23 protein-coding genes are annotated in these 22,900 nt (G+C 58.6%); 21 read left to right on the top strand and 2 right to left on the bottom strand.

Annotated features, from left to right (window positions below; translation table 11 throughout):
• Nucleotides 1-25 precede the first annotated feature (25 nt).
• Complete coding sequence (dprA, locus tag VGE55_RS13440; RefSeq protein WP_331132188.1) at nucleotides 26-1,108, bottom strand: DNA-processing protein DprA; 1,083 nt, start codon at nucleotides 1,106-1,108, stop codon at nucleotides 26-28.
• A gap of 84 nt (nucleotides 1,109-1,192) precedes the next feature.
• Between dprA and def the strand changes: the two genes are divergently transcribed.
• The 20 genes from def (at nucleotide 1,193) to VGE55_RS13340 (ending at nucleotide 20,664) form a co-directional block, all read left to right on the top strand.
• Entirely contained in the window at nucleotides 1,193-1,699 is a 507-nt protein-coding gene (gene def, locus VGE55_RS13435) for a peptide deformylase (protein ID WP_331132187.1), read from the top strand.
• A 26-nt stretch (nucleotides 1,700-1,725) separates the two neighbouring features.
• Nucleotides 1,726-2,685 (top strand): methionyl-tRNA formyltransferase, encoded by a 960-nt coding sequence (gene fmt, locus VGE55_RS13430; RefSeq protein ID WP_331132307.1) that lies wholly within the window; start codon nucleotides 1,726-1,728, stop codon nucleotides 2,683-2,685.
• 46 nt (nucleotides 2,686-2,731) lie between these two features.
• Nucleotides 2,732-3,601 (top strand): zinc metalloprotease HtpX, encoded by an 870-nt coding sequence (htpX, locus tag VGE55_RS13425; protein WP_331132186.1) that lies wholly within the window; start codon nucleotides 2,732-2,734, stop codon nucleotides 3,599-3,601.
• Nucleotides 3,598-5,025: a 16S rRNA (cytosine(967)-C(5))-methyltransferase RsmB gene (gene rsmB / locus VGE55_RS13420; RefSeq protein ID WP_331132185.1), complete on the top strand. Its 1,428-nt coding sequence runs from the start codon at nucleotides 3,598-3,600 to the stop codon at nucleotides 5,023-5,025. The genes htpX and rsmB overlap by 4 nt, the downstream gene beginning before the upstream one ends.
• 9 nt (nucleotides 5,026-5,034) lie before the next feature.
• Nucleotides 5,035-5,661: a DUF4390 domain-containing protein gene (locus VGE55_RS13415; protein ID WP_331132184.1), complete on the top strand. Its 627-nt coding sequence runs from the start codon at nucleotides 5,035-5,037 to the stop codon at nucleotides 5,659-5,661.
• Nucleotides 5,658-7,931, top strand: coding sequence for an ATP-binding protein (locus tag VGE55_RS13410; protein WP_331132183.1), 2,274 nt, complete (start codon nucleotides 5,658-5,660; stop codon nucleotides 7,929-7,931). Before VGE55_RS13415 ends, VGE55_RS13410 begins: the two co-directional genes overlap by 4 nt.
• Nucleotides 7,932-7,949: 18 nt before the next feature.
• Nucleotides 7,950-8,651, top strand: coding sequence for a response regulator (locus tag VGE55_RS13405; RefSeq protein ID WP_331132182.1), 702 nt, complete (start codon nucleotides 7,950-7,952; stop codon nucleotides 8,649-8,651).
• Nucleotides 8,648-10,024 (top strand): Trk system potassium transporter TrkA, encoded by a 1,377-nt coding sequence (trkA, locus tag VGE55_RS13400; protein ID WP_331132181.1) that lies wholly within the window; start codon nucleotides 8,648-8,650, stop codon nucleotides 10,022-10,024. Before VGE55_RS13405 ends, trkA begins: the two co-directional genes overlap by 4 nt.
• A gap of 15 nt (nucleotides 10,025-10,039) precedes the next feature.
• Complete coding sequence (locus VGE55_RS13395) at nucleotides 10,040-11,500, top strand: TrkH family potassium uptake protein (protein WP_331132180.1); 1,461 nt, start codon at nucleotides 10,040-10,042, stop codon at nucleotides 11,498-11,500.
• Nucleotides 11,501-11,511: 11 nt separating this feature from the next.
• Nucleotides 11,512-11,940, top strand: a complete 429-nt coding sequence (locus VGE55_RS13390; RefSeq protein WP_331132179.1) for a GTP-binding protein — start codon at nucleotides 11,512-11,514, stop codon at nucleotides 11,938-11,940.
• Nucleotides 11,941-12,005: 65 nt separating this feature from the next.
• Complete coding sequence (locus tag VGE55_RS13385) at nucleotides 12,006-12,254, top strand: BTH_I0359 family protein (protein WP_256763264.1); 249 nt, start codon at nucleotides 12,006-12,008, stop codon at nucleotides 12,252-12,254.
• Entirely contained in the window at nucleotides 12,255-13,178 is a 924-nt protein-coding gene (gene dmeF, locus VGE55_RS13380) for a CDF family Co(II)/Ni(II) efflux transporter DmeF (protein WP_331132178.1), read from the top strand. It abuts the gene before it with no gap.
• 88 nt (nucleotides 13,179-13,266) lie between these two features.
• Complete coding sequence (locus VGE55_RS13375; protein WP_331132177.1) at nucleotides 13,267-15,552, top strand: cation-translocating P-type ATPase; 2,286 nt, start codon at nucleotides 13,267-13,269, stop codon at nucleotides 15,550-15,552.
• On the top strand, nucleotides 15,549-15,695 hold the full coding sequence (gene ccoS, locus VGE55_RS13370) for a cbb3-type cytochrome oxidase assembly protein CcoS (RefSeq protein WP_331132176.1): 147 nt from the start codon (nucleotides 15,549-15,551) through the stop codon (nucleotides 15,693-15,695). The genes VGE55_RS13375 and ccoS overlap by 4 nt, the downstream gene beginning before the upstream one ends.
• Before the next feature lie 71 nt (nucleotides 15,696-15,766).
• A complete protein-coding gene (ccoN, locus tag VGE55_RS13365) occupies nucleotides 15,767-17,218 on the top strand; it encodes a cytochrome-c oxidase, cbb3-type subunit I (RefSeq protein WP_414675030.1) in 1,452 nt (483 codons plus the stop codon).
• Nucleotides 17,219-17,236: 18 nt separating this feature from the next.
• Complete coding sequence (gene ccoO, locus VGE55_RS13360; RefSeq protein ID WP_331132174.1) at nucleotides 17,237-17,884, top strand: cytochrome-c oxidase, cbb3-type subunit II; 648 nt, start codon at nucleotides 17,237-17,239, stop codon at nucleotides 17,882-17,884.
• Entirely contained in the window at nucleotides 17,881-18,075 is a 195-nt protein-coding gene (locus VGE55_RS13355) for a CcoQ/FixQ family Cbb3-type cytochrome c oxidase assembly chaperone (RefSeq protein ID WP_331132173.1), read from the top strand. Before ccoO ends, VGE55_RS13355 begins: the two co-directional genes overlap by 4 nt.
• The gene (gene ccoP, locus VGE55_RS13350; protein ID WP_331132172.1) at nucleotides 18,072-18,986 is read left to right on the top strand and encodes a cytochrome-c oxidase, cbb3-type subunit III; all 915 of its coding nucleotides are present in this window, start codon (nucleotides 18,072-18,074) and stop codon (nucleotides 18,984-18,986) included. The genes VGE55_RS13355 and ccoP overlap by 4 nt, the downstream gene beginning before the upstream one ends.
• Before the next feature lie 2 nt (nucleotides 18,987-18,988).
• On the top strand, nucleotides 18,989-20,386 hold the full coding sequence (ccoG, locus tag VGE55_RS13345) for a cytochrome c oxidase accessory protein CcoG (RefSeq protein ID WP_331132171.1): 1,398 nt from the start codon (nucleotides 18,989-18,991) through the stop codon (nucleotides 20,384-20,386).
• A 20-nt stretch (nucleotides 20,387-20,406) separates the two neighbouring features.
• Nucleotides 20,407-20,664 carry a FixH family protein gene (locus VGE55_RS13340; protein ID WP_331132170.1) on the top strand — a complete coding sequence of 86 codons (258 nt, stop codon included), beginning with the start codon at nucleotides 20,407-20,409 and terminating at the stop codon, nucleotides 20,662-20,664.
• Here VGE55_RS13340 and fnr read toward each other — a convergent pair.
• Complete coding sequence (fnr, locus tag VGE55_RS13335; RefSeq protein WP_414675029.1) at nucleotides 20,611-21,378, bottom strand: fumarate/nitrate reduction transcriptional regulator Fnr; 768 nt, start codon at nucleotides 21,376-21,378, stop codon at nucleotides 20,611-20,613. The genes VGE55_RS13340 and fnr overlap by 54 nt on opposite strands.
• Nucleotides 21,379-21,460: 82 nt before the next feature.
• Here fnr and hemN point away from each other — a divergent pair, with 82 nt between their 5' ends.
• The gene (gene hemN / locus VGE55_RS13330) at nucleotides 21,461-22,900 is read left to right on the top strand and encodes an oxygen-independent coproporphyrinogen III oxidase (protein ID WP_331132169.1); all 1,440 of its coding nucleotides are present in this window, start codon (nucleotides 21,461-21,463) and stop codon (nucleotides 22,898-22,900) included.

The following is a 22,900-nucleotide window of genomic DNA, read 5'->3' as shown; positions in this document are numbered from 1 at the left end:
CTTGAACTGGGTGAGAGACTCCAATTCAGACACGGACCCAACGCCCGTGAACTTCGCAGAGCGCCAGGCCGTCCAGTTCAAGCTCAGTCAGGGCGCACAGGGTGTCCTCGGGGCTTAAACCCGCCTGCTTCGCCAGTTCGTCCACACTTTGGGCTTGCGTGTCCAGGTGAGCCAGCAATTGCACAGCCAGCGGACTGCAATCGGGTGCGGGGCCGTCCATGGTGCGTTGGCCCGGTTTGTCGGTTGTACACAACACCGCAGGGTTGCCTTTGGGGCCGGGTTTGCCGGGTGGCAATTGGGCCAGTGCTTCGTCCAGCACATGTTGGGCGGTTTCTACCAGAATGGCGCCGTCGCGGATCATGGCGTGGCAACCCTTGCTTTGGCTGCTGTGGATGGAGCCCGGAATGGCCAGCACCGGCTTGCCCAGGTTGCCCGCCAGCCGGGCCGTGATGAGGCTGCCCGACCGAACCGCCGCTTCAACCACCACCAGCGCGTCGCTCAGTGCAGCAATGATGCGGTTGCGTTGCGGGAAAAAGCCTTGCATGGGCGCTGTGCCTGGCGGGTATTCCGACAGGATAAGCCCCTGCCCGGCCAGAATGCTGGCCGCCAGGCGATGGTGACAGCTGGGGTAGACCACATCGGGCCCGCAACCCAGCACGGCAATGGTGGCGCCGGCGGCCTCAATGGCGCCCGTGTGGGCCGCACCATCAATGCCTTCGGCCAGGCCACTCACGATGGTCCAGTTGTGCCCGGCCAGGCTGGCGGCTAGGTCTTGCGCGGTGCGAAGGCCCAGGCGGGTGGCGTTGCGGCTGCCCACCAGCGCAATACTGCGGGTGTGCAACAGGTCAGCCTGGCCGTGACCAAACAGCACGAGCGGCGCATTCGGCAGCGCTTTGAGGCTGTTGGGGTAGCCTGGGCTGCCCGGTGCAAGCCAGAAGCGATCGGGGCCTTCATCCAGCCAGCGCTGGGCCCGTTCGTAAAATGTGTACACGGGCGCATGCTCGGGCCAACCGTGAAAGCTGGCTTGTCCGAAGGCCGCCGCCTGCCGCTGCGGCAAAGGAACCTGGGTGTTGTAGGCGATGTTGAGGGCGGTCAGCAGCGGGTTCACAGGCCACTCCGAGCGAACCTTCGAAGCATTTTTGGCACAGAAGCGGTATCCTTCCACTATTGAAGTCAGTAAGAGTGCATTGCAATGGCATTGCTTCCCATTTTGCGTTACCCCGACCCGCGCCTGAAAACGGTTGCCACCCCAGTCACCCAGTTTGATGACAAGCTTGCCAGGCTCGCGCAGGACATGGCCGAGACCATGTACGAAGCACCTGGCGTGGGCTTGGCTGCCACGCAAGTGAATGTGCACAAACGTGTGGTGGTGGTGGATGTGTCCGAAGACAAATCCGGCCTCATCGTGTTTGTGAATCCCGAAGTGATTCAAGCCAGCGAGGCGGCCAAGGAATACGACGAAGGTTGTTTGTCGGTGCCTGGCATATACGAAACAGTGACGCGGCCTGACACGGTGCGCATTCGCGCCCAAAACGTGAAGGGCGAGTTTTTCGAAATCGATTGCGACGGTTTGCTGGCCGTGTGCATTCAGCATGAAATCGATCACCTCAATGGCAAGGTGTTTGTGGAATACCTGTCGCAGTTGAAGCAAACCCGCATCAAGAACAAACTCAAAAAGCAGGAACGGGCCAGCGCCTGAGCAAACACTGCATGACACTGAACACCCTGACTGTGGGTTTTGCCGGCACGCCTGAATTTGCGCGTGTGGCGCTGAAGCACCTCTTGGATGCCGGTTACCCGGTGAAGCTGGTGTTGACCCAACCCGACCGCCCTGCTGGACGAGGCATGAAGCTGACTGCATCGCCAGTGAAACAACTGGCGCTGGAGCATGGCATCACCGTGCTGCAACCGGTTAGCCTGAAAAAGGGTCATGAAGCCGAGCAAGCCCTGCAGGCGTTGAAAACCGCTGTCGACGGGCAGCCGCTGGACGTGTTGATTGTGGCGGCCTATGGTCTTATTTTGCCGCAGGCCGTGCTGGATGCGCCCCGCTTGGGTTGCCTGAATATTCATGGCAGCCTGCTGCCGCGCTGGCGGGGTGCTGCCCCCATTCACCGTGCCATTGAGGCGGGCGATGCAGAGACGGGCGTGTGCATCATGCAAATGGAAGCCGGGCTGGACACCGGGCCGGTGCGCCTTCGCGAAGCCCTGCCGATTTTACCCAGCGACACCACCGCCACCCTGCATGACAAACTGGCCGACTTGGGCGGGCGACTCATGGTGCAAGCCTTGGCGCAGTTGGCCAAGGGCGATTTGCCCCTGGAGGCACAGCCTGAGGTGGGCGTGACCTATGCTGACAAAATCAGCAAGGCCGAAGGTGAGATTGACTGGGCCCAACCAGCCAGCGTTTTGCAACGCCGTTTGAGGGCCTTCGACCCTTTTCCGGGGGCCAATACCCAATGGCGCGGCGAACTTTTAAAATGTTTTGACCCGGTAGAGGCGTCTGCCCAAGCCGGGCAAGGCCAACCAGGCACTGTTTTGGCGGTGGACGCGCAGGGCCTGCTGGTGCAGTGCGGCCAGGGCGCTTTGCGCGTGGCCACCTTGCAAAAGGCCGGCTCACGCCGGGCGCCAGCCCTGCAAGTGGCACAGGCTGTGGGCCTTCAGGCCGGAAACTGTTTGGGCACCTGAATGGTCCAAACCCTGACAAGCACATTGAATTCACAGGAATGACGACATGTTCAACTGGATGAAAACCTTCATGCTGATGGCCGCCATCACGGCGCTGTTCATGGTGCTGGGTGGCATGCTGGGCGGGCGCGGCGGCATGATGATGGCGCTGGCCTTCGCGGTGGTCATGAACTTCGGAGCCTACTGGTTTTCCGACAAAATGGTGCTGCGGATGTACAACGCGCAAGAGGTGGACGCCAGCAATGCGCCCGAGTTTTACAACATGGTGGCCGATTTGGCCCGCCGCGCCGAGTTGCCCATGCCCCGGGTGTACCTCATCAACGACCCGGCGCCCAACGCCTTTGCCACGGGGCGCAACCCGGAACATGCCGCCGTGGCTGCCACCACCGGCATTTTGAAGGTGTTGTCGGCCCGGGAGATGCGGGGTGTGATGGCCCACGAACTGGCCCACGTGAAGCACCGCGATATTTTGATTTCCACCGTGTCGGCCACCATGGCTGGTGCCATTTCCGCATTGGCCAACTTTGCCATGCTCTTTGGCAGCCGTGATGAAAACGGCCGCCCGGCCAACCCAATTGCCAGTATTGCGGTGGCCCTGTTGGCACCCATTGCGGCCTCGCTGATTCAAATGGCCATTTCCCGCGCGCGGGAATTTGAAGCCGACCGGGGTGGCGCCGAAATCAGCGGCGACCCCGCTGCCCTGGCCAGTGCGCTCGACAAAATTCACCGGTATGCCCAAGGCATTCCTTTTCAAACCACCGAAGCCCATCCGGAAACTGCACAGATGATGATCATGAACCCCTTGTCCGGAGGCGGTGTTGCCAGCCTTTTCTCCACCCACCCGCCCACCGAAGAGCGCATTGCCCGCTTGATGCAATTGGCGCAGCAACAGCCATCCCGCGGCGGCTTGCAGTGAGCGGCCGACCGCCGCAAGGCCGTCCGGGCCGTGGTCGCCCGGAAAACCAGCGCACTTCGGATCGACCCCGCAGCGCCCCAGCACCCACCGCACCGTTGTTGCGACTTCAGGAAACCGACCTGGCCTACAGCCTGCTGTTGGCTGCCAAGGCCATGACGGCCGTGCTGCACCATGGCCGGTCGCTGGACCAAGCCTTGACCCAAAATCTGGGCAATGAACAGTCCTTTGCGGTGCGCGGTGCGGTGCGTGATTTGGCCACCACCGGCATTCGCCAGTGGGGCCGCGCCCAAGTGCTGATTCAAATTCTCACCCAGAAGCCCGGCCTCAACCCGCCGCTTCTGGAAACCACTTTGGGCTTGGGCTTAGGCCTCTTGTGGCCCAGCGATGCGCCCAAGTACCCATCGCACACCGTGGTCAACCAACTGGTGAATGCCTGCGCGGCCGAGCCTACTTTGGTGGCTGGCAAAGGTTTGGTGAATGCCTGCCTGCGCAATTTTTTGCGTGACACGCCCCACTGGGTGGACCAAGCCCTGAAAAACCCGCAAGCCCGGTGGAGCCTGCCCGCCTGGTGGGTGCGCAAGGTGATGGACCAGCACCCCATTCAAGGCGAGGCTTTGTTGAGCCAGGCGGCCCAACACCCGCCCATGGTACTGCGGGTGAACAGCCGCATTGGTTCGGCCCAGCAGTACGTGGACTATCTGGCCGAGAAAGACCTGAGTGCCCGCGTGATTGGCCCCCAGGCCGTGCTGCTGGACCAGCCCTGCTCGGTGGATGTGTTGCCCGGCTTTGCGCAGGGTGAGGTGTCGGTGCAGGACAGTGCTGCCCAACTGGCCGCACCCCTGCTGGATTTGCAGGATGGGCAACGTGTGCTGGATGCTTGCGCCGCACCAGGTGGCAAAACCGGGCATTTGCTGGAACTGGCCAACATTGACCTGCTGGCCCTGGACAGCAGCGAGTCCCGCCTAAACCGCGTGGCAGACAATGTGGAACGGATTGCCCCCACCCTGGACGGCGACTGGCGGTTCAACATGAAGGCCGCCAAAGCCGAGGCGCTGGAGGATTGGTGGGACGGCACACCCTTTGATGCTGTTTTGGCCGATGTGCCTTGCACTGGTTCAGGCGTGGTTCGCCGCCACCCCGACATTCCCTGGCTGCGCAGACCGGACGATTCTGCCAACTTGTCGCGGATACAACACACTATCCTGGATGCTTTGTGGTCTACCCTCAAGCCCAACGGTACACTTTTGCTCGTTACCTGTTCCATCTTTCGAGAAGAGGGTCCCTTGTTGGCCAAAGCATTCACCGAAAAACACGCCGATGCAGTGCAGCTGGACGCACCGGGTGTGGTGCATCCAACGGCCGATGCGGCCGTCTCTCCTGATGGATTTTTCTTCGCCAAATTTCGCAAACGCGCCCAATCCTGAGGAGTTGCCTTGAAACTGCTGGAGGCAACCCTCAACCTGCACCGGGTATGGCGACAATGGCTGTGGCTGGTGCTGGGGTGTGTGCTGGTGGGCCATGTGGCGCTGGCGCAGGCCCAGCAGGAATCATTCACGCGCATCAAAGCGGTCAAACTGGAACCGGCCCGCAACGCCCAGCACCCCGGATGGAACCTGGCGGCCGAGTTTGACATTCAACTGGGACAACGCCTGCGCCAGGCGCTGGACCGTGGGTTGCCGCTTCAGTTTGCCGTGGATTTCAAGCTGACCAAAAGCCGCTGGTACTGGATGGACGAAGAGACTGCGTCGGCCAGTTACACCCTAAACCTGTCCTACAACGCACTGACCCGCACCTATCGGCTGGTGATGCCCTCGGGGGCTTATAACCTTGCCCGCTATGAAGACGCTGTGGCCCAAATGGCCCGCGTGAGCGATTGGCCGGTGTTGCGCAAGGAGCAGGTGAAAATCGGTGAACCCTACAATGCGCAGGTTCGTTTTCGGCTGGTGTTGACCGAACTGCCCAAACCCTTCCAAATCAGCGCATTGGTGAACAGCGAATGGGACTTGTCCTCCGAATGGTTGAGTTTTGAATTCACGCCGCGCCAGGAGCTGCTGAAATGAACCCGTGGCTGGAGAACACCCGTTGGCTGCGGTACACCCTGATGATTCTCGCCGGCCTGGGCGGTGTGTTTCTGTTTGTGCTGGCCTCGGCGTCGTCCAACACGGATTTTTTCGAATCCAACTACCCCCTGCTGATTTCGCTCAACGGCATCATCGCCGTGGGCATGTTCAGCATCCTGATGGTGCTGGTGGTGCGTATGGTGCGCCGTTATCGCGCCGGGGTGTTTGGTTCGCGCCTCATGTTGCGCATGAGCCTGTCGTTTGCGCTCATGGGTTTGATTCCCGGTTTGCTGATGTATGTGGTGTCGGTGCAGTTTTTGGCCAAGAGTATCGACAGTTGGTTTGACGTGCGGGTGGATGGCGCCCTGGAGTCGGGCCTGAACCTGGGGCAAACCGCGCTGGACAGCCTGATCAATGAATTGAGCCTGAAAGGGCAATCGATTTCCTTAGAGCTTTCTCGGGCCACGCCCAGTCAGCAATTGCTGGAACTGAGCCGGCTGCGCGATGCGGCCAATGTGCAGGAACTCACGCTGTTGACCGAGACTGCGCAAGTGATTGGCAGTTCAGGTGGGTCGCTGGACAATTTGCTGCCCAGCTTGCCCGCACCGTCCATGCTGCGCCAGGCCTTGATGACCCGGCCTTTTCAGCAAATCGAACCCGACCCTTCCGACCCCGCCAAGCGGCTTATCATGCGCGTGGTGGTGCCGATTGCACCGCCCTTGACCAGTTTCGATTTGGGCCAGCGTTATGTGCAAATTCTGCAACCCGTGCCTTTGTCGCTGTCGCAACGGGCCAATGCGGTGCAGTCGGTGTACCGGGACTACCAAGAGCTGCAGTTGTCGCGCTCGGGCTTGCGAAAAATTTACGGCATCACGCTGACACTGGCCCTGTTGCTCACGGTGTTTGTGTCGGTGGCTGCTGCCTTTTGGCTGTCTACCCGGTTGTCAGCCCCCTTGTTGTGGCTGGCCGAGGGCACCAAGGCTTTGGCCAGTGGCAACTTCAAGACCATGCAACCGGTGAATGCTGACGACGAATTGCGGGAGCTGACCGAGTCGTTCAACACCATGACGCAGCAATTGTCGGAAGCCCAGCGCCGCCTGCAAGCCAACCAGGCGCAGTTGGCGGCCAACAACGACTTTTTGCAAAGCCTGCTGGGAAGCTTGTCCGCTGGGGTGCTGGTGCTGGACCACAAACTGCGCCTGAAAATGTACAACGAGGGGGCGCTACGAATTTTTGACAGGGCCTTGTCGGACAACATTGGCAAACCCATGGACGACATGGATGGTTTGAAAGGTTTTGCGATGGCGGTGCGAGCCAGCGTGGCCGACAACCCGGGCGACAGTCTGGACGACGGCGGCATTTGGCAAAAGCAGCTGGAAATCCCCCGGGCATTTGACTCTCAGAGCTCCAAGTCTATTTTGGTCCGGGGTTCGCGCCTGCCGGGTGAAAAGGGCGGCTATGTGCTGGTGTGCGATGACATCACGGCGCTCATTTCCGCGCAACGCACGGTGGCGTGGGGCGAGGTTGCACGCCGCCTGGCCCATGAAATCAAAAACCCGCTCACGCCCATCCAGCTGTCGGCCGAGCGTTTGCAGATGAAACTGGCTGACAAACTGGTGGAACCCGAAAGTGGCATTCTGGAACGCGCCACACGGACCATCGTGAACCAGGTGGAGTCGCTGAAGAAGCTGGTGAATGACTTTCGCGACTATGCCCGCTTGCCGCCAGCAGACCTGAAACCCCTGGATTTGAACGAGCTGGTGGCCGATGTGTTGGCCCTGTATGACATTGATGTTGAACTCGGAGTAACAGCCGACTCCACCCTCATTCCCAAACTCACGAAAAATTTGCCGGGTGTGGCTGGAGATTCGTCACAGTTGCGCCAAGTCATCCACAATTTGTTGCAAAATGCATTGGATGCCTGTGGAGAAAGCGAGACACCCCGGATCGAAATACGAACCGAGGGGGTGAAGTCTCCGGAAGGCGAGCAACATGGTTTGGTGGGCGTGAAGCTGGTGGTGGCCGACAATGGGCCGGGCTTCAAGGCTGATGTGCTGGACAAGGCCTTCGAGCCTTACATCACGACCAAATCCAAAGGCACTGGCCTGGGGCTCGCCATTGTTCGAAAAATTGCGGACGAGCACAAGGCGCGAATTGCCATTCGCAACAGGGTTGATGCACAAGGACATGTTTACGGTGCCGCGGTGGAAATCACTTTTCCAGTCTTGAACGGCACCGAAAAGCCAATCGAACACACTCAGGCCGCATAGAGGAAGGAACACTGCAAGATGGCGACCATTCTCGTTGTTGATGACGAAATTGGAATTCGTGAACTGTTGTCGGAAATTTTGGGCGATGAAGGTCATGAGGTTCTGCTGGCCGAAAACGCTGGCCAAGCCCGCAACATGCGCGAAGCGTCTGCGCCCGACCTGGTGCTGCTGGACATCTGGATGCCCGACACCGACGGTGTAACGCTGTTGAAAGAATGGGCCGTGAAGGGCCAGCTCACCATGCCCGTGATCATGATGAGTGGCCATGCCACCATCGATACGGCGGTGGAAGCCACCCGCATTGGCGCGCTGGACTTTCTTGAAAAGCCCATCAGCCTGCAAAAACTGTTGGGCGCAGTGGAGAAGGGCTTGGCGCGCGGCAAGATGGTGCAATCGGCCCGAGCCCTGATGCAGGCCCAAACCAAAACCCACGCAGTGACGAGCGCTTCGGGTATGCCTTCGCCGGTGGAAGCGGCCGATGTGGAAGCCACGCCACTGAGCATGGCCATGGCCGAGCTGTCGACCCTGGACCTGGATGCGCCGCTGCGCGATGCCCGAGACGCCTTTGAACGGGTGTATTTTGAATACCACCTCCGCCTTGAAAATGGCAGCATGACCCGCTTGGCTGAACGCACCGGCATTGAGCGCACCCACCTGTACCGCAAGCTCAAGCAATTGGGTGTCGAAGTGGGCCGCACGGCCCGCAAAACGATGGCATGAAAATCATCATCGTGGGGGCTGGCCGTGTGGGTGCCAGCCTTGCCGAAAACCTCGTCTCTGAACACAACGACATCACCCTCATCGACCCCGATCCTGCCATTCTGGCCGACCTGCAAGACCGCTACGACCTTCAAACCATTCAAGGCAACGGGGCCTACCCCAATGTGCTCAAGCAGGCAGGCGCTGAAGACGCCGACATGCTGGTGGCCGTCACACGCAGCGACGAAATCAATTTGGTGGCTTGTCGAATTGCCGCACAAATGTTTAACGTACCCCGACGCATTGCCCGCGTGCGCGCACCTGAATTGGTGGAACAGGCGCGCTTGCACGGTGATGAAGGCTTCAATGTGGACCACGTGATTTGCCCCGAGCAAAGCGTGACGGACCACATTGAACGGCTGATTGAATACCCGGGCGCCTTGCAGGTGTTGGAGTTTGCCAATGGCCGTGTCACCTTGGTGTCTGTGCGCGCCTACGCCGGTGGCCCCCTGGTCGGGCAGGCCATTGAACAGTTGAAAACCGAGTTACCCAAGGTGGATGTGCGTGTGGTGGCCTTGATTCGCGACAACCAGCATGTGCCGGTGGATGGCTACACCACCATACAGCCTGGTGATGAGGTGTTTTGCCTGTGCGATACCAGGCAGGTGCGCGTGGCGATGGCCCAGTTTCGCCGTCAGTCAAAACCGGTGAGCAAGGTGATGATTGCAGGGGGTGGCAACATCGGCTTGCGATTGGCCCGTGCTTTGCAGGACGACTATCAGGTCAAAATCATTGAGTCTGACCCGGCGCGTTGCGAGCGTCTGGCCACGCAGTTGAATTCACGCGCCTTGGTGCTTCTGGGCGATGCCACGGACGAAGACCTGCTGGCCGACGAAAACGTGCAGGATGCGGACCTGTTTATTGCACTCACCAGCGACGATGAAAACAACATCATGAGTTCGTTGCTGGCCAAGAAGATGGGTGCCAGTCGGGTCATCACTTTGATTCAGCGCAAGGTGTATGCCGAGCTGGTGCAAGGTGGTCAAATCGACATTGCCATGGCGCCCTCCAATGCCACACTGAGTGAATTGCTCAAACACATTCGCCGGGGCGATGTGGTGGCGGTGCACCGTCTGCGCCGCGGCGTGGCCGAGGCCATTGAAACGATTGCGCATGGCGATGCCAAATCATCCAAAGTGGTGGGGCGGGCCATTGAGCACATTGCCATGCCCAAGGGCGCCGTGATCGGTGCGATTGTGCGCGGCGAGCAGGTCATCATGGCGCACCATGACACGGTGATTGAGGCCGATGACCATGTCATCACCTTTGTTGAACACCGAAAGCTGGTGCCTGCGGTTGAAAAACTGTTTCAGGTGGGTGTTGGGTTCTTCTAAAGCAGGGGCTGGGCTGTGAAACGTTCCCTCTTTCCAGTGCTGACGGTTTTGGGTTTTGCGCTGGCCTTGTTCTCGGTCACCTTCCTGGTGCCCATGGCCTATGCCTTTCTGTACGATGAGCCCACCATGCATGCTTTTCTGGCGGGGTTTCTCATCACCTTTGTAACCGGCGTGTTGATGCATGTACTCACCCGCCGCTACCGGCGTGAGCTTCAACCCCGCGACGGTTTTCTCATGGTGTCCACCCTGTGGACTGGCATCCCCGCGGTGTGTTGCATCCCGATGGTGCTCTACCTGCCCCAGCTCAGTTTCACCGATGCTTATTTTGAAATGGTGTCGGCACTGACCACCACCGGCGCCACCGTGTTGACCGGTTTGGATGCGTTGCCCGCCAGCATCAACATCTGGCGGCACTTGCTGTGCTGGGTGGGTGGCATGGGTATTTTGGTGCTGGCGGTGGCCATTTTGCCGCTGCTGGGTGTGGGTGGTTCGCAAGTGTTCAAGGCCGAAACGCCCGGCCCGATGAAAGACAGCAAGCTGACGCCGCGCATCACCGAAACTGCCCGGGCGCTGTACCTGGTGTACTTGGTGATTTCGCTGGCCTGCGTGCTGGCGTATCGCTGGGCTGGCATGGGTTGGCTGGATGCATTCATGCATGCAGGCTCCACCATGTCGCTCACCGGGTTTTCATCGCACGATGCCAGTTTTGGGTACTTCAATTCTCCGGCGATGGAGGCGGTGGCCGTGGTGTTCATGTTGATCGCCATGGTGAATTTCTCGATTCACTTTCTCGCCTGGCGGGGCAAATCCATTCAGCCTTACCTCAACTGCCCGGAAACCCGTTGGCAGGTGGCGTTGCTGGGCAGTGCAGTCTTGCTGATCACCACCTTTTTGCTCGCCAACCAGCAGTACACGCAGGTGTCCGAGGCATTTCGTTATGCGGTGTTCAACACCATCTCGGTGGCGTCCACCACCGGCTTTGCCAACACCGATTATGCCCAATGGCCTGCGTTTGCACCCATGCTGATGCTGTTGCTCAGCATCCTGGCCAGTGCGGCTGGGTCCACAGGCGGCGGTGTCAAAATGATGCGGGCGGTCATTCTCATCAAGCAGGCATTTCGGGAGTTGTCCCGCACCCTGCACCCCCGCGCTGTCAACCCGGTGCGAATCAGCGGTATGCCGGTCAACCATGCGGTCATTTTCGGTGTGTTGGCGTTCATGCTGATGTATGGCTTAAGCGTGATTGTGTTGTCCATGTTGCTGATGTTCACCGGGCTGGACCCTGTCACCGCTTTCTCTGCCATCATCGCCTCCATCAACTGCTTGGGCCCCGGTTTGGGGGCCGTTGGGCCATCTGGCAATTTCCAGGTGCTCACCGATGTGCAAACCTGGGTTTGCACGTTTGCCATGTTGTTGGGGCGTCTGGAACTGTTGCCAATCCTGGTGTTGTTCACCCCCGCCTTTTGGCGCAAATAAGGCAGGCTGACATGGTGGCTCCTTCCCCCACAAAAACCCTGCTGTGGCTGGTGGCTGGCCGCAGCCCCCAAGCGCGTGCACAAGCCATCGAGAGTTTGCTGCAGCAGCGGCCCCCGCAAGGCAAAACCACCCTGTTGGCCAACAGCGAACTGTTTTCGGTGTTGTCGGTTGAAGAACAGGCACGGGTGTTTGACGCAGACCAAGCCCTGAAAGCGCAGGGTATTCACCTGCTGCGCCTGGCGCCCGGCTGTGCATGCTGTTCCTCCAAGCTGATGTTGTCCACCCATTTGGGCCGCACCCTGCGTTTAAACCAGCCCGATTGGTTGATCCTGGAGCTGGATTCCCAAAGCCATGTGGCACAGGTTCAGGCCCTGCTCAACGAGCCGCAATGGCAACCCTGGTTCAGTGAAGTGTTGTTGAAAGAAGGCAATGATGGGTGAGCCCTTGAATTTTGGCTTGCGCACCCGATATATCCATTGAACAATGAGATCAGGGAGGAACTGTCATGCTGATGATGATTGATAGCCCGTACTACTGCGTGGTCGATTTGGTGTTGAGCGAGGGGCAACCCAGCTACGGCATTGAAATTGTGGACAAAAACAACCAGCGGGAGTTGTTTTTGCACGGCGACGCAGCCGACCGCTTCCGGGAACAGGTTCGACACCTGGCCAAGCAGGAACCCGACTTGGATGACATTGAGGCATTCATCGAAGGTTACAAACCCTGGATGCAGACCCGCGTCACCTTGCATTAAATGACGTCACACCACCACGAACACAAACACACACACGATCAACCACACACCTTTCACGCTGGCAGTGAGAAAGCGGAGCAAAGCACCCGCTGGGTGATGTGGATCACCCTGGCCACCATGGTGGTCGAAATTGCTGCCGGGCTGTGGTTCAACTCCATGGCTTTGCTGGCCGATGGCTGGCACATGAGTTCTCATGCGCTGGCCATTGGATTGGCTGCGTTTGCCTATGCCACCTCGCGCCGTTTGGCCAATGACCGCAGCTTTGCATTTGGCACCTACAAAATCGAGGTGTTGGCCGCTTTTGCCAGTGCAGTCTTCCTCATCGGCGTGGCGGTGTTGATGGTGGTTGGCTCCGTCGAACGCCTCATTGAACCGCAGTCCATCCACTATGCCGAAGCCGTGGCGGTGGCTGTGGTGGGGCTGCTCATCAACATCGTGTGCGCGCTCATTCTGAATCACCGGGGGCATGAGCACCATCACCACCATGAACATGGGCACAAGCACCATGACCTTAACCTGAAAGCGGCCTACATCCATGTGCTGACCGATGCGCTCACTTCCGTGCTCGCGATTGTCGCACTGCTGGGTGCCTGGTTTTACGGGCTGAATTGGCTGGACCCAGTGATGGGCGTGGTGGGTGCCGTGTTGGTGGCCGTGTGGGCCAAAGGGTTGCTGGCGCAATCGGCCCGCGTGTTGCTGGACCGCGAAATGAACGACCCGGTGGTTGAGCAACTGCGCGGTGTTTTAACTGCTTTACCCGCCAGTGCGGTGAAAGACCTCCGCGTGTGGCGGGTGGGCTCAGCCAAATTTGCGGCCACAGCATGGCTGGAGTCTGCCAGCCTGCAGGTGAGCGATGTTCACCAAGCGATTGAGCAAGCGCACTTGCCCATCACCCATGTCACCGTGCAGGTGTCCAGGCCTTGATCCAGATCAAGGCCCTGCCAACACCCAGGGCGTATGCTGCAGTTTGAGTTCATTCAAGCCACGGGTACGCAGGGTGCAAGCCGTTTTATTGTCCACAATCCAAACACGCCGAGCGGATGGTCGCTGGACCGGTTACGCCCGTGTCAGCGGTATGGATTGTGCAGCCTGTGCTGTTGAACTGGAGCAGGCCGCAGGCCGCATTGCCGGGCTGGATGAGTTTTCAGTCAACCCGGCCAGTGGTTGGGCCAGCTGGGTGGCAGGCAGCGCGCAGGCCATCGACGAGTTTGTGGACCGTGCCCGGCGCATGGGCTATGCCTTGTCCGGTTCGGGCAGTGATGTTCCGGACCCAGCGGTGGGCCGCCAAGTTCGCCAGGGGCGCTCCCATTTGCTGCGGTTTTTGGTGGCCCTGCTCGCCATGATGCAAATCATGATGTACAGCGCACCGGAGTATGTCTATTCCACTGCTGACATTGGCCATGCAGAAACCTTGCTGCTGCGCTGGGCGCAGTGGGTCATTGCCCTGCCTTTGGTGCTGTATTGCGCGTTGCCCTACCACCAGCGGGCTTGGCGGGCAGTGCTGGATGGTCGTTTGGTGATGGACCAATTGGTGTCGGTTTCCGTGGCGTTGGCCTTCGGCTTGAGCAGCCTGCGATTAAACGACATCAGCCAACCCGTGTGGTTTGATTCGATTGCGATGCTGCTCACGCTGCTGCTGGGGGTCCAGTGGTGGATGAACTTGCACACAGCCCGTGCACTGAAGCATTTGGGCGCCTTGCAACCCGATGTGCCGCTGACTGTGGATGCTAAAACCGACGGCGGGTGGGAAAACCGGCCAGTGGTCCAGTTGAAACAGGGCGACACCATCCGCTTGGGGCCCGGACAGGTCAGCCCAGTGGATGGACAACTGGTGGGCCGCGCGGATCAACAGGTGCATGTGGACGAGGCCATGCGAACGGGCGAGGCGGCGCCGCTGACCAAACAGCCGGGCGACACGGTGTACGCCGGCAGCCGGAACCTCGGTGATTCACTGAACATGACGGTGCTTGCGCTGGATGCAAATTCAAGCCTGGGGCAGTTGGGTCAACTGTTGCGCAAGGCCCTGAGCAGCAAACCGTCACACCGTGCGTTGCTGGATGCCGTGATTCCCCTGTTTGTGGCGGTGGTGGCATGCTGTGCGCTGGCCAGTGGGGTGTATTGGGGGGTGGTGAAACATCAACCCTCACAGGCGTGGTCGGCGGTGGTGGCCGTGTTGATGGTGACCTGCCCCTGTGCCTTGGCCCTGGCCCAGCCACTGGTGCGCCTGTTTGCTATTCGTTCACTGGCTGGCAGTGGCGTGCTGGTCCGTTCTCCGGAGGCCTTGGACCATGTGCATGCAGTAGACACCATTGCCTTGGACAAGACTGGCACCCTGACCACGCGAGAGGCAACATTGAACCAGACGGTGGACCTAATACAGGATGATGCTTGGCCGCCAGAGTTATTGGATGCGCTGGCTTTGTGCCTCGCACAGCATTCCACACACCCATTGTCCAAAGCCCTTGTTCAGGTGTTATTGCCTCAGGCTCATCGCGTGAGCCTAGACTCAACAGTTCGACTGGATCATATTCAATCGCAGGCCGGTAAAGGCATTTCAGCGACTGTGCAGAGCAAAGGGCAGGTCGTTGTGCTGCGCTTGGGTTCAGCCCGGTTTGTGGGTTTAAGCGCATGGCAGGTTCAGCCGCACCAGACTGATGATCCGGTGAGTTCGGTGTATGCTGCGGTGCTGTCGACAACTGCCGATGCCGCTTCCGGCGAGCCCAAGGTGTTGGCTGCTCGGCAGTTTGATGTTGTGCTCAAGCCTTCACCGGGACTGAGCTGCGCACTCACGGCCTTGTCTGACCGTCATCGGGTTGTGTTGTTGTCTGGTGATCAGCCCAACGCTGTGCAATCCTGGCAACCACAGCTGGTGTTTGATGCGCGGTTGGGCGGACTCACGCCCGAAGACAAAACCTGCTGGATTGCCCAACAGCAGGCAGCAGGCCACCAGGTCTTGATGCTGGGTGATGGCTTGAACGATGCCGCCGCCTTTGCCCAAGCAGACATTGCTGTGGCGGCCTGCGGCGCCAGTACCCTGAGTGCCGAGCAGTCTGACTTTCTCTTGATGAAACCTGGTTTGCAGGCGGTTGTGCATTTACTTACAATAGCCCAACAGGCTCATCGATTGAGCTCGCAAAACCTGTTCTGGGCCATGCTCTACAATGCCGTGGCTTTGCCGCTGGCCATGGCCAATCTGTTGTCGCCATGGATGGCGGCGTTGGGCATGGGCTTAAGCAGTGCGGTGGTGGTGGCCAATGCACTCCGACTGCGCACACCCAACCCTGTGGAGGCCCGGTGAATATTCTCCTCTTGCTGATCCCCCTCAGTGTTGCCCTGTTGTTGGTGGTGGGCGTGGCCTTGTTTTGGGCGGTGAAATCGGGCCAGTTTGAGGTGCACGAAGACGAAGCGCACTTCATTTTGAAAGACAACGACAACCCTTGATGTACATCAAGGCGCGTTTGACCCAAAGCGCGCATCCTGAAAGCTCCTGAATTCCGATGTCGGAGCTTTCCGTGAGCAATCCCTCACAACACACAGAATACAACTACACGGTGGTGCGTCAGTTTGCACTGGCGGCCGTGCTTTGGGGCGTGGTGGGCATGGCCGTGGGCTGCTGGATTGCAGCCCAACTGGCATGGCCCCAGTTGGGGCAGGGGGTGGCGTGGCTTGGTTATGGCCGCCTGCGCCCCTTGCACACCAACGCGGTGATTTTCGCGTTCGGGGGTTGTGCTTTGTTCGCCACCTCTTACTACGTGGTGCAGCGCACTTGCAACGTGCGCTTGATTTCCGACAAGTTGGCTGCCTTCCACTTTTGGGGTTGGCAGTTGGTGATTGTGGCGGCCGCAATATCTCTACCCATGGGCTATACCCAGGGCAAGGAATACGCCGAACTGGAATGGCCGATTGATGTGTTGATCACCTTCACCTGGTTGGCTTATGCCGCCGTGTTTTTTGGCACCTTGGCTATTCGCAAGGTGAAGCACATTTACGTGGCCAATTGGTTTTATGGTGCATTCATTATTGCAGTCGCTTTATTGCATGTGGTCAACAGTGCAGCCATTCCCGCTGGCTGGATGAAAAGCTACTCGGTGTATGCCGGTGTGCAGGACGCCATGGTGCAGTGGTGGTACGGCCACAATGCAGTGGGCTTTTTCCTCACCGCCGGCTTTCTGGGCATGATGTATTACTACATACCAAAGCAAGTGGGCCGGCCGGTGTATTCCTACCGCTTGTCGATTGTTCATTTCTGGGCACTCATTTTCACGTACATGTGGGCGGGCCCCCACCACCTGCATTACACCGCCCTGCCCGATTGGACCCAGTCCATCGGCATGGTGTTCTCGCTGATTTTGTTGGCACCCAGCTGGGGCGGCATGATCAACGGCATCATGACGCTGAGTGGAGCCTGGCACAAACTGCGGGATGACCCTATTTTGCGCTTCCTGATTGTGTCCCTGTCCTTCTACGGCATGAGTACGTTTGAAGGCCCCATGATGTCCATCAAAACCGTGAATGCCCTGTCGCATTACACCGATTGGACCATCGGCCACGTGCACAGCGGTGCATTGGGCTGGGTGGGCTTCATCACCATGGGTTCGCTGTATTACATGGTGCCCCGCCTGTTTGGTCAAACCCACATGCACAGCAAGCAGGCCATTGAAGTGCACTTCTGGGTAAGCACCATCGGCATTGTGTTGTACATCGCCGCCATGTGGATTGCCGGTGTGATGCAAGGCCTGATGTGGCGCGACCTCAACCCCGATGGCACGCTGACCTACAGCTTTGTGGAAAGTGTGAAAGCCACCTACCCCTACTACGTGGTGCGATTTTTGGGCGGTGTGCTGTATGTCACCGGCATGTTGGTGATGGCCTGGAACGTGTGGATGACCATTCGAGCCGGGCGTGCAGTGAACGCGAAAATTCCGCCCCTGCCTGGCCTGGCCCATGCAGTGCCTGTTCACTGAGTTGTTGAGGATCAAACCATGAGCCTGAATCACGAAAAAATTGAAACCAACTCTTGGCTGATGCTGGTTTTGGTGTTGTTGGTGGTGTCGGTTGGCGGGGCGGTGGAAATTGTCCCGCTGTACTTTCAGCAATCCACCACCCTGCCCGAGCCCGGTGTGGTGCCTTACAACGCCCTGCGCTTGGCGGGTCGCGATGTGTATCTGAAAGAGGGCTGTTACAACTGCCACTCGCAAATGATTCGCCCCTTCCGTGCTGAAACACTGCGCTACGGCCCCTTCTCCACCGCAGGCGAATTTGTGTATGACCACCCGTTCCAATGGGGCAGCAAGCGCACAGGCCCCGACCTGGCCCGGGTGGGTGGACGTTACACCGATGAATGGCATCGCATCCACCTAAAAAACCCACGGGACGTGGTGCCCGAGTCCAACATGCCAGCCTACTCGTGGCTGGCCGGAAAAAAACTGGATGCGGACGAGATGCAAACCCACATGCGGGCACTGCGCAAAGTGGGCGTGCCTTACACCGATGCCGACATTGCCCTGGCACCCGAGTTGTTGAAAGGCAAGTCGGAACTGGATGCGCTGATCGCCTACCTGCAAGGCATGGGTGTTCGTCAGCCTGTTGAAACCGCCCAAGCGCAACAAAACCAGGGAGCGAAACCATGAACCTGCTCAATGATGTGATGCTGAGTGACGTCATGTTTTGGCGAGAAGCCATCACCGTGGCTGCATTTGGATTGTTTGTGGGCATTGTGGTGTGGAGCTACAGCCGCAAGCGAGACCAGGAGTTTCAGGAAGTCTCCATGCGGGTGATTCACGATGACGACACGGATTTCGCTGACGGAGACCGTCCATGAACGACTTTCAAATCAAGGCTGTGGCCTGGGCTGTTGCAGCGGTGACGGTGGTGAGCATTGTGGCCTGCGGTGTATTTTTGTTTTCCCAGGCCAAGAAAAAGCTCAAGGTGAGTCTGGATGTGGCATCCAATTCAACCGGCCATGTGTGGGACGAAGACCTGCAAGAACTGAACAACCCCATGCCCCGTTGGTGGATGGGCCTGTTTGTGCTCACCTTGTTGTTTGCTGTGGGCTATCTGACCTGGTACCCCGGCTTGGTGGTGGTGGACGGTTCATCCAAGTGGACATCCAAAGATGAATACACCCGGGAACGCGCTGCAGTGGAGGCCAAGGCCGCCCCACTGTTTGCAGAATTTGCCCAGCTCAGTCTGGAAGACATGGCCAAGCACCCCAAAGCTGTGGACATGGGGCAGCGCATTTTCCTCAACAACTGTGCGCAGTGTCACGGATCAGATGGTCGCGGCAGCAAAGGCTTTCCCAACCTGACCGACAGTGATTGGTTGTACGGCGGAGAACCCGAAACCATTCGTGTATCGATTGAGCAAGGCCGAAACGGCGCCATGCCTTCCATGGCGGCTGCGGTGGGCAGCAGTGAAGACCAGCGAGCTGTGGCGCAGTATGTGCTCAGCTTGTCCGGTCGCGACAATGATTCACTGAGAGCCCAACTGGGCCGTGCCAAATTCAAGGAAATTTGCGCAGCCTGCCACGGTGCCGACGGCAAGGGCAATCCTGCTTTGGGAGCCCCCAACCTGACGGACCGCGTTTGGTTGTATGGCGGCAGTGAGAAGGTGATTTTGGAGACCATTCGCAATGGCCGTGAAAACCACATGCCCAGCCACGCCAACCTGTTGACCCCCGAGCAAATCCGCGTGGTGGCCAGCTATGTGTGGCGGTTCTCCCACCAGGAATAACCATGCACATCACACCAGAACCCCAGGCTCAGGTGGTGAGCCTGTTCAAAGCCGATGACAAGGTGGTGCCCCGCACGGTGCACGGCCCCTTTGCAAGGGCCCGTTGGGTGATGGTGTGGTTGACCCAGCTGGCGTATTACGGCACAGCATGGCTACAGTGGAATGGGCGGCAAGCGGTGCTGTTTGATGTGGAGTCCCGCCGCTTTTTGTTGGGCCCCTTGGTATTTTACCCGCAAGATTTCATCTTCCTCACCGGCCTGTTGATTGTGAGCGCACTCAGCCTGTTTCTGTTCACTGCAGTGGCAGGCCGCGTGTGGTGTGGGTATGCCTGCCCACAGACCGTGTACACCGAGATTTTCCTGTGGTTTGAGCGCACCTTTGAAGGGGATCGAAGTGCTCGCCTGCGATTGTCTGCAGGCCCTTGGACCGCTGAGCGCATCCTCAAGACCAGTGCCAAACAATTCAGCTGGATTGTGTTTGCAGTGTGGACCGGTTTTACCTTCGTGGGTTATTTCACGCCCATTCGTGTCTTGTGGCACGACACCCTGGCTTTGCAGTTGGGTGGTTGGTCACTGTTCTGGATTGCGTTTTACAGTGTGGCCACCTACGGCAATGCGGGCTTTATGCGCGAGCAGGTGTGCAAGTACATGTGCCCCTATGCCCGCTTCCAGAGCGCCATGTTCGACAAAGACACCCTGCTGATTACGTACGACGCACAGCGCGGCGAGCCCCGGGGTAGCCGCAGCAAAAAAGCCGACCCCGCCACCTTGGGTTTGGGGTCGTGTGTGGACTGTACCTTGTGTGTGCAGGTGTGCCCAACCGGCATTGATATCCGCAAGGGCCTGCAATATGAATGCATCGGTTGCGCAGCTTGTGTGGACGTGTGCGACCAGGTGATGGACAAAATGGGCTATGCCCGTGGACTGGTGAAGTACAGCACCCAAAATGCGGTTCAGCAGGGCTGGAGTGCTCGGCAGATGTTGCAGCGTGCCTTGCGCCCCCGCGTGCTGGTGTACACCGCTGTGCTGTGGAGTTTGATTGCGGCTTTGGCCGCTGGCATTGCCATGCGCCCCGAATTGCGGGTGGACGTGGTGCGGGACCGTTCTGTGAACTACCGCCTGGTGGACGATGGCCGCATTGAAAATGTTTACCGACTGATGATGATGAACACCACCGAGCACACCCTGCAAGTCACGGTGAAAGCCCAAGGCGATGGGGATTACCGCGTGGTCGAAGCCGACCGCTTTGAGGTACTGCCCTCAGAAAGCCGTTGGGTGGTGGTGCGGGTGCAAGGCAACCCCGATGTGTTGCAGGCGGGTGCCAACCACTTTCAATTCCAGTTACAAGGCGACGGCATCAAACCCGTGAACGAGCAAGCCACCTTTTTGGCCCCGAATTAACCCCTGTTCAGGAGAACACCATGATTTCAAACACTGCGAGCCAGCCCTTCTGGAAAGAGCCCTGGATGTGGCTGGTGCTGTGCCTGCCGGGTGCGGTGGTGATCGCTGGGTTTGCCACCCTGTGGATTGCCATGAGCAACCCGGAAACCATCGTGAGCGAGCCCCATCACAAAGTGGGTTTCACCGTCACGGCGAAGACCGCATCCACCACTGAAAAAACCGGTTTAGTGCAGCCGACCTGTGGCCAAGGCTTGAAGACCGGTTGCGTTCAAAATTGACAGGTTTTTCTGATCGATGCGAATGAGCGCATCTTTTTGCAGTTTGCTGAGCGTGCGGCTCACGGTTTCAATTTTCAGGCCGAGGTAGCTGCCCATTTCTTCGCGGGTCATGCGCAGCACCATGTCACGGCTTGAAAAGCCGCGTGCCTTTTGCCGTTCAGACAAATTGACCAAAAATGCGGCCAAGCGCTGCTCGGCCCGCATGCTGCCCAAGAGCAACATCACACTTTGGTCTTTCACAATTTCGCGGCCCATGATGCGGTGAAAGTGCATCTGCAGGGTGTGAAACTGCTGCGACAGCTCGTCCAGTGAATCGTAGGGAATGTTGCAAACCTCCGAGTCTTCCAGGGCCACCGCATCGCACATGTGTTGGCTTGCCCCCAACCCATCCAGGCCCAAAATTTCACCGGTCATCTGAAAACCGATGACTTGCTCGCTGCCATCGGCATTGTTGATGACGGTTTTGAAAGTACCTGTTTTAACCGCATACATGCTGTGGAAGGTGTCACCGGTGCGAAACAGGTGTTCGCCCTTGTGGACCCGGCGGCGCGCGCTCACCAACTGATCCAACTGCTCCAGTTCGGCGGGCTTCAAACCCACGGGCATGCACAAATCACGCAAGTTGCAATTTGAGCAGTTGTTTTTCAATTCGGTCAAAGTGACACGACAGGGGTCCGCTTGCATGGTGCCCTCGGTGGTGTGGTTTAGGGTCATTGTACTCAGCCCTTGATTCAGATCAAGATGCCGCATTGAAATGTCGGGCACAGTGTTCTCATTGACATGAATTGATCACCCCATGAGCGCCGACATTCTTCCGTTCAACCCTGGACTTTACCCGAACCCCGCGGCTGTCAAATTGCCGATCAAGGGGGATTTGTCGGCCCTCTTGACCCAGTTTGATCGGCCTGGCCCCCGGTACACCTCATACCCCACCATTGACCAGTGTGTGGAGTCGGTGGGTGCAGCCGCCCTCACCGATGCGCTGAAGGCCCGCTGTGTCGGTGGTTTGAAGCGCCCCTTGTCACTGTATGTGCATGTGCCATTCTGCGAGTCGGTTTGCTACTACTGCGCGTGCAACAAAGTGGTGACCAAAAAGCACGACCGTGCCACCCAATACCTGAGCCGGCTGGAGAAAGAGGCCTTGATGGTGGCGCGCATTGCGCCAACTGGCTTAAGCCCTGTCACGCAATTTCACATGGGGGGCGGTACGCCCACTTTTCTGTCCGACAGTGAATTGCTCGGCTTGGTCGAGGGCCTGAAGCGCATTTTTCGGTTTTCAGCCAAGGCTGAGATGTCGATTGAAGTAGACCCACGCACAGTCAACGAAAACCGCCTTCTCCACCTGCGCAGCCTAGGGTTTAATCGCATCAGTTTTGGTGTGCAGGATTTCGATCCAGATGTGCAAAAAGCCGTGCACCGCGAGCAAACATTCGAGAGCGTACAGGTGTTGCTAAAGGCCGCCCGGCGCTTGGGCTTTGAATCCATCAATGTGGACCTGATTCACGGTTTGCCCAAGCAAACCCCACGCAGTTTTGCCAGCACACTGGACCAATTGATTGACCTGGTGCCAGACCGTGTGGCCTTGTACGGCTACGCGCACCTGCCCAGCCGGTTTAAGCCGCAACGGCGCATTCACGATGCCGATTTGCCGGATGCAGCCACCCGGGTTGCCCTGTTGCGCATGGCGATTGAACGCATGCAGACCGCTGGGTATGAGCACATTGGCATGGACCATTTTGCCAAACCGCAAGACCCGCTGGCCGTGGCCAAGCGGCAGGGCCGTTTGCACCGAAATTTCCAGGGCTATACCACTCAGCCCGAGGCGGACCTGATTGGCCTGGGCGTGAGCGCCATCAGCAAGGTGGGCAATGTGCTGGTGCAAAACGTGCGGGAATTGCCCGAGTATGAGGACCGAATTTCGCGGGGCGAGCTGGCGGTGTTTCGCGGCCACGAGGGCACCCGCGAAGACAACCTGCGCCACGCCGCCATCATGGCCTTGCTGTGCCAGGGCGAAATCCATTTCGGTGATTTCTCTGAGGCATTCTGGCTGGATTTTCAGACCCACTTTGACCATGAGCTGGCTCAGCTAGTGCCATTTGTTAAAGCTGGATTGATTGAGCGTCTGCCCGATGGACTCCGTGTGACCGATACCGGTTGGCTGTTTGTGCGTCCCATGGCCATGTGCTTCGACGCGTACATTGGCAAAACCCAAATTCAACGCAGCAAGCTGCTTTGA

The organism is Limnobacter sp. (assembly GCF_036405155.1).
In the GTDB taxonomy this organism is placed as follows: Bacteria; Pseudomonadota; Gammaproteobacteria; order Burkholderiales; family Burkholderiaceae_B; genus Limnobacter.
The sequence above is the reverse complement of the archived record's forward strand: the minus strand, read 5'-3'. Positions and strand labels throughout refer to the sequence as shown.

What these genes read in the sequence shown, in the direction of transcription:
- def (WP_331132187.1), top strand. Translation starts at nt 1,193, where the DNA reads ATGGCATTGCTTCCCATTTTGCGTTACCCCGACCCGCGCCTGAAAACG.
- htpX (WP_331132186.1), top strand. Translation starts at nt 2,732, where the DNA reads ATGTTCAACTGGATGAAAACCTTCATGCTGATGGCCGCCATCACGGCG.
- VGE55_RS13410 (WP_331132183.1), top strand. Translation starts at nt 5,658, where the DNA reads ATGAACCCGTGGCTGGAGAACACCCGTTGGCTGCGGTACACCCTGATG.
- VGE55_RS13405 (WP_331132182.1), top strand. Translation starts at nt 7,950, where the DNA reads ATGGCGACCATTCTCGTTGTTGATGACGAAATTGGAATTCGTGAACTG.
- trkA (WP_331132181.1), top strand. Translation starts at nt 8,648, where the DNA reads ATGAAAATCATCATCGTGGGGGCTGGCCGTGTGGGTGCCAGCCTTGCC.
- VGE55_RS13390 (WP_331132179.1), top strand. Translation starts at nt 11,512, where the DNA reads ATGGTGGCTCCTTCCCCCACAAAAACCCTGCTGTGGCTGGTGGCTGGC.
- VGE55_RS13385 (WP_256763264.1), top strand. Translation starts at nt 12,006, where the DNA reads ATGCTGATGATGATTGATAGCCCGTACTACTGCGTGGTCGATTTGGTG.
- dmeF (WP_331132178.1), top strand. Translation starts at nt 12,255, where the DNA reads ATGACGTCACACCACCACGAACACAAACACACACACGATCAACCACAC.
- ccoO (WP_331132174.1), top strand. Translation starts at nt 17,237, where the DNA reads ATGAGCCTGAATCACGAAAAAATTGAAACCAACTCTTGGCTGATGCTG.
- VGE55_RS13355 (WP_331132173.1), top strand. Translation starts at nt 17,881, where the DNA reads ATGAACCTGCTCAATGATGTGATGCTGAGTGACGTCATGTTTTGGCGA.
- ccoP (WP_331132172.1), top strand. Translation starts at nt 18,072, where the DNA reads ATGAACGACTTTCAAATCAAGGCTGTGGCCTGGGCTGTTGCAGCGGTG.
- ccoG (WP_331132171.1), top strand. Translation starts at nt 18,989, where the DNA reads ATGCACATCACACCAGAACCCCAGGCTCAGGTGGTGAGCCTGTTCAAA.
- VGE55_RS13340 (WP_331132170.1), top strand. Translation starts at nt 20,407, where the DNA reads ATGATTTCAAACACTGCGAGCCAGCCCTTCTGGAAAGAGCCCTGGATG.
- fnr (WP_414675029.1), bottom strand. Translation starts at nt 21,378, where the DNA reads ATGACCCTAAACCACACCACCGAGGGCACCATGCAAGCGGACCCCTGT.
- hemN (WP_331132169.1), top strand. Translation starts at nt 21,461, where the DNA reads ATGAGCGCCGACATTCTTCCGTTCAACCCTGGACTTTACCCGAACCCC.